Consider the following 12,554-nt stretch of genomic DNA (forward strand, 5'->3'; position numbering starts at 1 on the left):
GCTTCAAGAAAAATTCTAAACAAAATTATAGTATGGATACACAGCAAAAAGACCTATCGTATTTCAGGTTACGACTGCAAGAATTATTAAACACCAGCTTTCCCGAAATAGCAAACGACCAGAAATTTATTGAGGAACGTTCCTTGTGGACTGCCAATGCCTATGAGGGTGCTTTCCGTTCAGGAAATACTATTGAGCAATGCAACGAAATAGCCAATTACATACTTTTTGAGGGCTTATATTTCTCTAAATTCGATACCGTTTTTCAGGTGGTCTGTAATGAGTTTGATACCATAATGGCAGATGAGGAATTACGCCCATTTGCCCTGAAAATGTCCCCTGTATGTGAGGTCGTTTTTTCCAACTATGAACTAACCGATGATTTCGCATACGGTTATGAGTTTGACCTACTCTATACCGAAATAACCGGAACCATCGCAATATGGATAACGGAAAATGGGCTTCAGTAAAAAGCAACATCTCCAACAGAACATTGATGCCCTGCGAATTGCTTTTAAACTGGAAAAGGAGAAACGCCAAGCCACCGTAGGCGAAAGACTGCTAATGATGCAATACAGCGGATTTGGCGGTCTTAAATTCGTGCTGAACCCCATAGCGAACGAAATAGACATCAATAATTGGAGAAAAACAGAACACGATCTTTTTCCACTAACGCAGGAACTCCACCAGCTACTCAACGAAAATTCCGAAGACGAAAAGCAATACCGCAGGTATGTGGATAGTATGAAAAGCTCTGTACTGACGGCTTTTTATACACCGCCCCAGATTATAGATTCGATTTCCGAAACATTGCGTGAAAGCGGTCTGAATATTCAAAAATTCCTCGAACCCTCCGCAGGTATCGGCTCATTCATACAATCCTTTTCAGAAAATCAAAAAGCCAGTGTTACAGCCTATGAAAAGGATTTGCTCACAGGCAAGATTTTAAAACAGCTTTATCCCGAAAGCAATATCCGTGTAAGTGGTTTTGAGGAAATACCCGAAAAGGAACAAAACAGCTATGATGTAATTGCCAGCAATATTCCTTTTGGCGACACTTCGATATTTGACCTTTCCTATTCCCGAAGTAAAGACACGGCAAAAGTACAGGCATCCCGAAGCATACATAATTACTTCTTTCTGAAAGGTGCTGATATGCTCCGTGAGGGAGGTTTACTGACTTACATTACTTCACAGGGTATTCTCAATAGCCCAAAGAATGAACCGATACGCAGGGCTTTGATGCAGGATAACAATTTGGTTTCGGTTATCCGATTGCCCAACAACCTGTTTACAGAATATGCAGGTACGGAGGTTGGCAGTGATTTGATTATACTGCAAAAGAACACAGCAAAACAAAGTCTGACCGAAAGGGAAGATCTGTTTTGCCAAAGCAACCGAACGGAATACGATACTCCAAGCAATGCACTCTTTCAGGACAGCACAAGGATTGTGCATACCAACCGTAAATTAGATACAGACCCTTATGGACAACCTGCACTAATTTATACACACAAAGACGGCGTTGCTGGAATTGCTAAAGACCTCAAACAAATGCTTTCCGAAGATTTTGGCATGCATCTGAATTTGAAGCTATACAAAGGCGAACGGAACGATGAGCCTATAATACAAATTACCGCTACTCCAAAAGTAACACCTCCAATTGTCGAGCCTGTAACCATTCAGCCGGAAATACAACCTTTATCAATCAATCGGGAAAGCCCGCAGGAATTAAAACAATTAAGCATTTTTGACCTGTTTGAAAATGCGGGCGAACCTTTAATGGTTCTTGCTCCACCCAAAACAACGACACAATCCAAAAGACAAAGTACTAAAAAAAGTAGCCGTGCAATAGGTCGCCAAATCGACCTGTTCAATGTGATGCAACAAACTTATACATCTCCAGTTACAAATAGAATTACTAACGAAAGCACATTAAACAATGAAAAAAAACAGGAAGCTATCGGCGACCTGTTTTCAGGTATCAACGGGATCGGCCAAGCTGTTAAGCCAGTCATTCCCGACACCATTCCCGAACCTGCTCCTTATAGTGGCGAACTGCAACCGTTCTACCGTAACGATTGTCTTGTGGTGGATAATGGTTGGGTAGGTCATCTGCAAGATGTAGATACTTCAGACGGTACGGCTGTTTTCAACCCTTTGCAATTACCACTTCTGCAAAAAGCAAGAGCAGAAGCGTATATCGGAGTGCGTGATGTTTACCAAGAGCTTTATAATAAAGAGGCGAAGTTTAAGACCGAATACAAGGAAGAAAGAGAAAACTTTAACCGTTTATACGATGTTTTTGTCAAAAGATACGGTAATCTCAATAGTGCCGATAATGCCAAATTGATTAAAACAGACAGTTCCGGCAAGGAAATCCCTTATTTGGAGCGTGTTGTTGGTGGCGTAGTACACAAAGCGGATATATTCAGCCGTCCTGTAAGTTTTTCTACGGTAACAATAGCAACAGACAATCCCGAAGAAGCATTAGTAGCTTCACTGAACAAATACGGAAGCGTGGATTTGGACTATATGTCCGAAATCAGCGGTATGACAGATGATACTTTGAAAGAAGCCTTACACGGTCGTATTTTCTACAATCCTTTACAAAAGGAATATGAAATATCCGAACGCTGGATTGCAGGTAACGTAGTGGAAAAAGCCCAGGAGGTCAAAGCCTACCTCCAAAATAATCCCGAAGATAGCGAAGCCAAAGCAAGCCTTACGGTTTTAGAAGAAGCCAGACCAAGACGTATCGAATTTGAGGAACTGGATTTTAATTTGGGCGAACGCTGGATACCCACAGGCATTTATGCCCGTTTTGCTTCACATCTTTTTGATGCAGAAGTAGCTATTCATTATTCAGAAAGCTCCGATGACTTTTCCGTAAAGTGTCATCAGGGGAATTTACATATATGGGAAAAATACGCTGTCAAAGCAGAGAGCAGAACGTTTGACGGAATTGCCCTGATCAAACACGCTCTTGTCAATACCACACCAGACATTACCAAAAAAATTAGGATTGGCGACCAAGAGGTCAAGGTGCGGGATATGGAAGCTATACAAATGGCGAACACAAAGATTGATGAAATCCGTACCGCTTTTACCGATTGGCTTCACGCCCAAAGCGATGAGTTTAAAAACAGGCTGACCGACCAATACAACGATACGTTTAACTGTTTTGTTCGACCGAACTATGACGGAACACATCAGGATTTTCCGGGATTAGACCGTAAGGCATTGGGTATTGAAGACCTGTATTCAAGCCAAAAGGATACCGTTTGGATGATAAAGCTGAATAACGGTGCTATCTGCGACCACGAAGTAGGTGCAGGAAAGACGTTGGTAATGTGTACCGCAGCACAGGAAATGAAACGTTTGGGATTAGCCCACAAGCCAATGGTTATAGGACTGAAAAGCAATGTTCACGAAATTGCCGAAGCCTACCGTACTGCCTATCCACACGCTAAAATTCTGTTTCCAGGCAAAGAAGATTTTACACCACAAAAACGGTTGCGGATTTTTGGGGATATTAAAAACAACGATTGGGATTGTGTTGTTCTGACACACGACCAATTCGGTATGATACCGCAGTCGCCCGAAATACAAAAAGAAATTCTCGAAATTGAATTGGATAGCGTTGGGCGAAACCTTGATGCGCTGCAATCGCAAGGCAAGGAAGTTACCAGAGGTATGCTTGCCGGAGTAATCAAGCGGAAAGAAAACCTCGAAGTCAAACTCAAAACCCTGCAACACGATATTGAAAACCGCAAAGATGATGTGGTGGATTTTAAGATGATGGGCATTGACCATTTGTTTGTGGACGAAAGCCACCAATTCAAAAACCTAATGTTCAACACAAGGCATACAAGGGTTGCCGGATTGGGCAATGTGGATGGAAGCCAAAAGGCAATGAACCTGCTTTTTGCCATCCGTACCATTCAGGAACGTACAAATGCGGATATGGGAGCAACCTTTCTATCGGGAACTACTATTAGCAACTCATTAACGGAACTGTACTTGCTGTTCAAATACCTGCGACCAAGAGCAATGGAAAAACAGGGCATTCATTCTTTTGATGCGTGGGCAGCAATCTATTCAAGGAAAACGACCGATTATGAGTTTTCAGTTGCTAACAATATCGTAGCCAAAGAGCGTTTTCGATACTTCATCAAAATGCCGGAACTTGCACAGTTTTACTCGGAAATCACGGATTACCGAACGGCAAAGGATATAGGCATTGACCGCCCGAATAAGAACGAGGTACTTTATAACATACCGCCTACGCCTGACCAGTCAGCATTTATCCAAAATCTAATGCTGTTTGCCAAAACGGGTGATGCTACCTTATTAGGAAGAGAACCTTTATCACAAAATGAAGAAAAAGCAAAGATGCTCATCGCTACGGACTATGCCCGTAAGATGTCGCTTGATATGCGTATGGTAAGCGGTATATACGAAGACCACCCCGATAATAAGGCTTCGCATTGTGCGGCAAACATCGCCAAGTATTTCAACCAATACAATGCACAAAAAGGAACGCAGTTCGTTTTCTCTGATTTGGGAACATACAAGCCGAACCAATGGAATGTGTACTCCGAAATCAAACGCAAGCTCGTGGAAGACCACGGCATACCCGCAAACGAGGTCCGGTTTATACAGGAAGCCAAAAGTGACAAACAACGCAAGGAACTTATAAAGGGGATGAACGAGGGTAAAATTCGTGTGCTGTTTGGTTCAACGAGTATGCTAGGCACAGGTGTGAACGCTCAGAAAAGAGCCGTTGCCATTCATCATCTTGATACGCCGTGGCGACCAAGCGACCTTGCTCAAAGGGACGGCAGGGCTGTCCGAAAAGGCAATGAAATTGCGAAACATTTTGCAGACAACAAAGTAGATGTAATTATCTATGCCGTAGAAAAATCATTAGATAGCTACAAGTTTAACCTGCTATACAATAAGCAACTTTTTATAGACCAGTTAAAAAACAACAATCTCGGCAAACGAACGATTGATGAAGGCAGTATGGATGAAAAATCAGGAATGAATTTTTCGGAATATGTGGCTATCCTGTCGGGAAATACCGATTTGTTGGATAAAGCCAAGTTAGAAAAACAGATTGGAGGACTGGAAAGCGAGAAACAGGCGTTCAACCGTTCTAAGTTCAGTGCCAAATACAAGTTGCAAGATTTTACGGGATTACTGGAAAGTTCGCAATCTCGTTTTAACCGAATGAGTCTTGATTGGGAAAATTTACAAGGGCGCATACAAAAGCGTTCGGACGGTACTATTACAAACCCTGTTTTACTGGACGGCTTATCGCCCAATGCGGATATAAAACAAATCGGTGCAAAGCTCAGCCAGCTTGTGGACAAAGCCCGCACTGGAGGTCAGTATGAAGAAATTGGCACGTTGTACGGATTTACGCTGTTGGTCAAAACCGAAATATCCGAAAAAGAGGGTGTGGATATAAGGGCAAACCGATTTTTGGTACAGGGCGAGGGCAATATCAAATACACGTTCAATAACGGTTTAATGGCAAAAGACCCCGAAACCGCTTCAATGAATTTTTTAAGGGCATTGGAAAAATTGCCCAGCTATATAGACCAAGAAGAAAAAAAGATTGCCGAAATTCAAAAAGACTTGCCTGTACTTCAGGAATTGGTGGGTTGTACGTGGTCTAAAGAAAGTAGATTGAGCGAACTTAAAACAGAATTGGCTGCAGTTGAACGGAAGATACAGTTGTCTATCACGCCGGAGCCTAAAGAAGAAGCTGTGGAGCAGACTGAAAAACAGAAAGAAACTCCAAACAATTCGGAGAATTATGTACGGACAAAAGGTATTCATTTACCCAGAGGAGTATTGTGACTTATACTGTAATTATTTTAAAATAAAGAGCTTGCAGATGATGCCAAGCTTACTTATATACCTTTTGGTTATTCTTTTTGTACCAAATGTTGCAGATCGGGGTCGTTTTTAATTCGCTCCAATTCACTTTCTATCATCAGAACAATGTCTCGTTTTATCTGCTTATAATTTGCTTCAATTTCTTGTTTCATCCTGTCTTCTCCTTGTGCATCTACAAAGGATAAAATTTGCGGTAACTTCTGATAGTCTTTTGTTTCGGATGCAACCTTTTCATTATCCACTACAATTTCAGAATGGAAAATCTTCTGCTCAATACGCTCGTCAAAATTATCCGATACAGCACCAACAAAGATACCTTGCGTTAGCGTTGAAATTTTGGAAGCCGGAATAAGGCTATCTAATTGTGTGGATATGGAAGTGGATTTATCGTTACGGTTAATGGTCAAGCTCTGACGCTTCTGCAATACTTTTCCAAAACGTTCCGAAAGGCTTTTTGCTGTTTCTCCAACAACCTGACCGCTAAAAATATTACCTACCGTATTTTGAATAACTTTGCTTTCCTTGTCGCCGTAATCCCTTGTTAATTGGGAGAAATCCTGAAAACCCAAACAAACTGCTACCTTATTACTACGGGCAGTTGCGATAAGATTATCCAATCCTCTGAAGTAAATGGTGGGTAACTCGTCTATAATAACGGAACTCTTTAATTGCCCCTTTTTGTTAATGAGCTTTACAATTCTTGAATTGTACAATCCCAATGCTGCGGAGTAAATATTCTGGCGGTCGGGATTGTTACCAACGCACAAAATTTTAGGTGCTGCTGGGTTGTTAATGTCTAATGAAAAATCATCGCCCGTCATTACCCAATACAACTGCGGGCTAATCATTCTTGACAAAGGAATTTTTGCCGATGCAATCTGTCCCTGTAATTGGTCTTGTGCTCCGCTTTGCCACGCATCCATAAAAGGCGACAGATAGTTTTCCAAATCGGGATAGGATGTTAAAATAGTAAATACGTCCGAATACTTTTTATTCAGTAATTCAATGGCGTGTGGGAATGTACAATATTTACCATCCTCATAGATTTTCAGATACCAAATAATGGCTGCTAATAGGATAATTGGGCTTTCTACGAAAAAATCGCCCTGTTTCTGTATCCAAGACCTGTTGAGGTTCAGCATTATGGTATAAGCTGCTTCGTAAGCATCGGAAATGTCCGTCATAAAATCAGGATTAAGCGGATTACAACGATGGCTCTTGCGTGGGTCGTCAAAGTTAATGACGTAAAATTTGGGTTGTACTTTATACTTATCCCGATGCTTTAATAAATGGTTATAAGCAATGGTAGAAAGGTCGTCAAACTTGAAATCGTAGATATACATACTGAAACCTTTCTCAATCTGTTGTTTGATGTAATTATTGATAATCGCATACGATTTTCCTGAACCTGGAGTTCCCAAAACAATCGTTGCCCGAAAAGGATTGACTATATTAATCCAGCCATTGTTCCATTTGCCTTTGTAATAAAATTTTGTGGGAAGATTGACAGAATATTCGTTTTCCATCAATTTGGTTTCCTGTTGGAAACTCTCGTTTTCATTATTGAAAACATCGTCCATTAGGTTGGTGCGGAGCAATCGGCTCATCCAAACTCCGGCTACCATTAAAGCGATATAACCTAAACCTGTGGTAAGGATATAAAGGATTGTGGCGGTAATTATTGATAGCTTTAATAAAGGTGTGTTCAGAAAAAACAGAACAAAGCCAATCGCCAAAGCAATATAAATTTTAGTCCAGGTTATCTTCTCGTCTTTAACCCCCTTTGTACCCAAACAGCTTAATGCTAATAATACCAAAGCAAATAGTTTGGTATATAAGGTATCCGAAAACAGTCCAACGGTACGCTGAAAGTTGCCTAATATTTTGTTGATTACTTCTAAAGTCCAGCCACGTTCTATAAAGAAACCGTAGCAGAACCAATAAAGGTGCATCAGTACCAAAAGGATACTTACTGCCCGCATAAATGCCATAATCTTGGCAAGTCCTCTTAAATCATCTTCTCCCTGCATTATTTTAATTTTTAATGTTCGGGCGTGAATCTAAAGGTTCTAAATAGCAACTTTAAGAATGTGGCACTCAATGGCGGTGCGTGGCAGTGTTTGGCTTAATGCTATTTCTGACCTCTTTTGCGATTTCTTTTCTTCTTCATTCTATTGGCAAAATCCTGTTCCTCGTAATCTTCGCTCTGTGTTTCGGGCAATAAACCGCCTAATGCTTCAATCAAACCGTCTTCGTGTTTTTCAGTAGTATTTAGGAAGTCGAACAAATGGTGAGGTTCTTCCGCAGGAAGATCTGCATCATTTGGTCTTGATATTTTCGATTGTAGTTCAACAGGCTCTTTAATGTCGGGTTTGATATTATTGTTCCAATAATCATTAAAAGTATTGGCAGAAAGTTCTTTGCCCAAGCGTGAACCGTTCCAAACGGTCTTAGAATTGTGGTCTATAAAAGTTATTCCGTAAATACGTTCTGTGTCATTTCTACGTACCACTACATTGATGCCCTGTTCGCCTAACTGTTTTTTAAAAGCCTGCTCATCACTTGTTGATTTCAGGGCAATGGTAATGGCCGCTTTAATAGTTGGCTTTGTAGGGTGGTCTTTCAAAGCGGCTTTGCATTTCGTAAAATGCAATTCCAAAGTCGGAAGTCCTGCACTTTTTCCGAACAGAGAAGCCTTGAACGGATGTCCTGCTCTTTCTCCTTTTTTATTTAAAGGAATGTACAGTAAACCCTGCCGTAGTTGCTCCTGCAATTCGCCCTCCACTTTTTCGGTGGTAATATTGAACAGCGAAAGCAAAGCGTTGTATTCTCCCAACGTTTGGTATTGATAATAGTTGGGCAGGTGTCGGACTACTGAAGCTATCTGACTTTTCATATCGCCTGTCCGATAATCTACCGGACGAAAAATTTTGTCGTTCGGCTTATGTTCTTTATCTGTTGCGGATATTAATCCGTGTTTCCTTTCCAGTTCACGGCATAGATTCATAGACCGCATTTTCTCGAATTTATCCGAAATCTTTTTACCCTCTTCGTCCACGCAAACGGATACAATATGGATATGATTGCGGTCAATATCCGTGTGTTTGAATACCACAAAAGGCTGTTCGCCGTAACCCATTTCCCGCATATATTCTTCCGCCATTTCCCTGTACTTGTCATCGTTTACCTTATCTTTCGGGTCGGGATTGAGCGAAATATGCAACGTATGTTTCTCGGTATTGCGGTTGGCTATCAGGTAAGGAGCAAAAGATTGGGCTAATTGAGCAACGGAATAATGACCGTTAGCGGTTTCAATCATCTTATTGGCAAACAAAATCTGTCCGTTTTCATTCTCTACTTTGAGCTGATTGTATGCCAATGCACCGTATAAATTTACGCTTCTTCCGATTTTTGCTATCATTTCTAAGACTGTTTTTTCAAATGTTTTGCTTCAAATTCTTCGTTTATCTGAATGATTTTTTGACATAGCATCGCCATTTCAGCCGTCTGTTTTTCCAATTTGTAAAGGAACGCAGCGGCTTTTTTTTCAGAAAAATGCTTGTACAACAACTTTACAATCTGGTTGTAATTAACACCTACGGAGCGGAATTGACTGTGAAAAGAAGTCAATCGCATATAAAAATCAACCGTTCCTTTATCAATTTTAACCGATTTCATTTCCTTACTGAACAGCAGGGAAATTATAAATTTTGCTTTATTGGGCATTCCCGATGCTTCAAAAAGCGATAGAAGTTTGGCATTTTCTTCGTCTGTAAGACGGAAAACGTGGCGGTGGATGCTCGGGTCGGTTTTTGGTGTCCGTCCGCCCTTATTCTGTTTTTGATTATTGTTCATCACTAATCCATTTTTAATTCACACAAAACCTCGACTTCGGAGAGTGTTTTTTAGCTCCCAGCAGGGCAAGTTGTTTTGAGGCACTAACTCGGTTTCGAGTGCCTCAAAACACAACTTGCCGTGTTCCGTTGAACACAAAAATCCGCCCTGCGGGACGGATTAAATGTAACAGGGAAAAACGGCTCGATGCCGTTCCCGTTACCTTCCGTTTTGTCAAAAGACTTTTGCATAAATCCATTAATAAAAATCATTTTACAAAGTAAATACATGTTTACGAAAGGTTTATACTGTATCGCAGTGCCAAACACTGCCTTTGAACGCCAAACACCGCCACAGCTCAATCAGCGGTTAAATCAATCGCTTTATTTGCCGTATAATTTTAGTTCAGGTAGTAAAAAATGTATCTAAACAAAGAAGAAAATCAGGTTTGCAAACAGGTAGTTTGGAATAAAAGCATAAGGTTTTAAAAGCATAAAACAATAAAAGTGTGAAAGCATAAAAGCGGTAAAGCAATTTACCTGTTGCAAGTTTTTCCACTTGCCAAAGAATGTACCTGACAAGGCAAAAATGAAAGCAAATACCTGTACAGGAAAGTACCCAAAAGAGAATGCAGGAATATAGGAATGAGGTTATAATCAGACAAACAAATATTCAATCCTGCAAAACAGATAAAGTGTGTAACAATAAATTTTTAAATAATGGAAACAACAAAGAAAACTTTAAAAATCAGCTTCTCCACCCAAAAAGGCGGTGTGGGAAAATCTACAATGACCACTTTGCTGGCAAGTGTGCTACACTACCGTTTAGGTTTTAATGTGCTGGTGATGGACTGCGACTTTCCGCAACACAGCCTGACCAATATGCGTGAACGGGATAAGAGAACCATAATGCAGAACGACTACCATAAAAAGATAGCAATGAAGCAGTTTCAATCCATCAACAAAAAAGCGTACCCGATTATTAAATGCAAGGCTGAAACGGCTTTGGATAAAGCATCGGAATATAAAAGCCAATCTGCGGTTGAACCGGATGTAGTTTTCTTCGACCTGCCCGGAACAGCCAATACCAAAGGCGTACTGACTACCTTGAAAAAAATGGACTTTATCTTTTCGCCCATTACTGCCGATCGTTTGGTAGTGGAAAGTACATTGGGCTTTACCAAAGCCTTTCTCGGACTTCCACAAACGGACGAGGGAAATCCCGAACAAGAGATGTGGTTGTTCTGGAACCAAGTGGACGGCAGGGAAAAAACAGGTTTGTATGATGCGTATCAAAGTGTCATCAAAGAACTCAACCTGCCCATAATGGAAACAAGGATAATGGACAGCAAGCGTTTCCGAAAGGAAACAGACGACACAGCCAGTTATGTATTCCGATCAAGTTTGCTACCTGCTGAACCACAGTTGATGAAAGCAACGAAAATGGATTTGTTTGTCGAGGAATTTTTAAAAATCACTCATCTATAAAAACAGTAAAGTATGGCTTCAAATAACAAAAACAACGATTTTGAAAAGCCCAATGTTGATGAGGAATACCTTATGAACATCATAAGCGGCGATGAGCTTGTAGCTCCACCGGGCAATAACAAAAAGCAGGATGTACCAAAGGAAACCAAGCCAAGGGAAAAAGCCCGTAACAGTTCATCAAAAAAAGTGGCCTATGAGGAAACGTTTTTGGTCAATCGGTTTCCATCGGGGCGTAACGGCAAGGTCGTTTACATACGCCCTGAATACCACGAAAGATTGCTCCGCATCGTTCAACTGACAAGGGAAGAAAGAACAACGCTCTACTCTTACATTGACAACATTCTCGAACATCATTTCAGGGAGTACGGTGAAGATATTACCGATTATTTCAACGAACATTTTAAACCTATTCTATAAGCTATGGAAATAGTAATTGTGATATGCCTACTCATAGTCATTGTCCTACTATTGCAGGATAAAATTATAACTCATAAAAGGTCGAAACAAGAACCTCCGCAGAAAAAAGTCAATCCGAACTTACCCGATATTATGGGACAGCCCAAACCTGTAGAACGCCTTTCAGTGCCAAACACTGCCACTGAACGCCAAATTCAGGAAAAGGAAATAAACCCTGCTAATTTAGACATTGAATACGACGAAAATGAAAACGTAAGTATTCAAATTCCGCAGGAAGAGCTGGACGAAGTTTTCAGAAATGTGCCTGATTTGGAGGAAGAAGAAGAAGAATGGAACAGGTACGGAATATCTGGTGGTGATAACGGTTTTGCCCAAGGGGTTACCTTTGAAGAACTAAGCTCCGTGGGGGTTTTGCTCCAAAAAGAAGAATTGGAACCAGCCCAAAAGGAAACAGCGATAGCGATAGTTCAAAAAATACAGGGAACTGAGTTATTCAACCTATTGGAAAATTCTATGGAAGATGCTTCCCGAAGAATAGCCGAGCTTTTGGATAGTACCCTTTCATCTGAAACGGAAGCCGGTTCTTCCACTTTGCGGAAAAGTGATTTGAGTGATTTTGACATTGGGGAGTTTGTGTGAAAAAGTTATTCTCCTGCTTTTGAAGCAAATTTTTTTTGATTCTTTTCATAATTTAAACTTCTCAATAAATCCCCGAAAAAACTTTTGATATATACTTATATTATTTCCCGAAATTCCGAAAAACGCTCTTGAATTATCCTCAATCAAAAGAAAATAATAAGAGTTAAAATGTATATATTTACTATTCCATAAAATTTTAATTGTTTTCTGTTAAGCTGACCGAATTTGTTTCAAAACTAAAAGCGATTGAAATTATTTTTTTAACAA

The 12,554-nt window shown here is 40.5% G+C and carries 8 protein-coding genes; 5 read left to right on the forward strand and 3 right to left on the reverse strand.

Annotated features, from left to right (window positions below; all coding sequences use genetic code 11):
• The first annotated feature begins 32 nt into the window (after window positions 1-32).
• A complete protein-coding gene (locus KOE27_RS25905; protein ID WP_215241797.1) occupies window positions 33-470 on the forward strand; it encodes a DUF1896 domain-containing protein in 438 nt (145 codons plus the stop codon).
• Window positions 457-5,871, forward strand: a complete 5,415-nt coding sequence (locus tag KOE27_RS25910; RefSeq protein WP_215241798.1) for an N-6 DNA methylase — start codon at window positions 457-459, stop codon at window positions 5,869-5,871. The genes KOE27_RS25905 and KOE27_RS25910 overlap by 14 nt, the downstream gene beginning before the upstream one ends.
• A 68-nt stretch (window positions 5,872-5,939) precedes the next feature.
• On the opposite strand, the gene mobC is transcribed toward KOE27_RS25910, so the two are convergent.
• The 3 genes from mobC to mobA form a co-directional block, all read right to left on the reverse strand.
• The gene (mobC, locus tag KOE27_RS25915) at window positions 5,940-7,940 is read right to left on the reverse strand and encodes a conjugal transfer protein MobC (RefSeq protein WP_456305217.1); all 2,001 of its coding nucleotides are present in this window, start codon (window positions 7,938-7,940) and stop codon (window positions 5,940-5,942) included.
• A 101-nt stretch (window positions 7,941-8,041) separates the two neighbouring features.
• Complete coding sequence (mobB, locus tag KOE27_RS25920) at window positions 8,042-9,331, reverse strand: conjugal transfer protein MobB (protein WP_215241799.1); 1,290 nt, start codon at window positions 9,329-9,331, stop codon at window positions 8,042-8,044.
• Between the two features lie 2 nt (window positions 9,332-9,333).
• Window positions 9,334-9,765 carry a conjugal transfer protein MobA gene (gene mobA / locus KOE27_RS25925; RefSeq protein WP_132002274.1) on the reverse strand — a complete coding sequence of 144 codons (432 nt, stop codon included), beginning with the start codon at window positions 9,763-9,765 and terminating at the stop codon, window positions 9,334-9,336.
• Between the two features lie 698 nt (window positions 9,766-10,463).
• Between mobA and KOE27_RS25930 the strand changes: the two genes are divergently transcribed.
• Genes KOE27_RS25930 through KOE27_RS25940 form a run of 3 tightly spaced genes read left to right on the forward strand, consistent with a single transcriptional unit; the run spans window position 10,464 to window position 12,287 of the window.
• Window positions 10,464-11,231, forward strand: a complete 768-nt coding sequence (locus tag KOE27_RS25930) for a ParA family protein (protein ID WP_215241800.1) — start codon at window positions 10,464-10,466, stop codon at window positions 11,229-11,231.
• Between the two features lie 12 nt (window positions 11,232-11,243).
• Window positions 11,244-11,648 (forward strand): DUF3408 domain-containing protein, encoded by a 405-nt coding sequence (locus KOE27_RS25935; RefSeq protein ID WP_050378360.1) that lies wholly within the window; start codon window positions 11,244-11,246, stop codon window positions 11,646-11,648.
• A 3-nt stretch (window positions 11,649-11,651) separates the two neighbouring features.
• Window positions 11,652-12,287 (forward strand): conjugal transfer protein TraD, encoded by a 636-nt coding sequence (locus KOE27_RS25940; protein ID WP_215241801.1) that lies wholly within the window; start codon window positions 11,652-11,654, stop codon window positions 12,285-12,287.
• The last annotated feature ends 267 nt before the right edge of the window (window positions 12,288-12,554 follow it).

This window comes from Dyadobacter sp. CECT 9275, from assembly GCF_907164905.1.
Lineage (GTDB): Bacteria > Bacteroidota > Bacteroidia > Cytophagales > Spirosomataceae > Dyadobacter > Dyadobacter helix.

Bases quoted from the DNA above. Each gene is read 5' to 3' on its own strand.
- KOE27_RS25935 (WP_050378360.1), top strand. From the start codon at position 11,244: ATGGCTTCAAATAACAAAAACAACGATTTTGAAAAGCCCAATGTTGAT.
- KOE27_RS25910 (WP_215241798.1), top strand. From the start codon at position 457: ATGGGCTTCAGTAAAAAGCAACATCTCCAACAGAACATTGATGCCCTG.
- KOE27_RS25905 (WP_215241797.1), top strand. From the start codon at position 33: ATGGATACACAGCAAAAAGACCTATCGTATTTCAGGTTACGACTGCAA.
- mobA (WP_132002274.1), bottom strand. From the start codon at position 9,765: ATGAACAATAATCAAAAACAGAATAAGGGCGGACGGACACCAAAAACC.
- KOE27_RS25940 (WP_215241801.1), top strand. From the start codon at position 11,652: ATGGAAATAGTAATTGTGATATGCCTACTCATAGTCATTGTCCTACTA.
- mobC (WP_456305217.1), bottom strand. From the start codon at position 7,940: ATGCAGGGAGAAGATGATTTAAGAGGACTTGCCAAGATTATGGCATTT.
- mobB (WP_215241799.1), bottom strand. From the start codon at position 9,331: ATGATAGCAAAAATCGGAAGAAGCGTAAATTTATACGGTGCATTGGCA.
- KOE27_RS25930 (WP_215241800.1), top strand. From the start codon at position 10,464: ATGGAAACAACAAAGAAAACTTTAAAAATCAGCTTCTCCACCCAAAAA.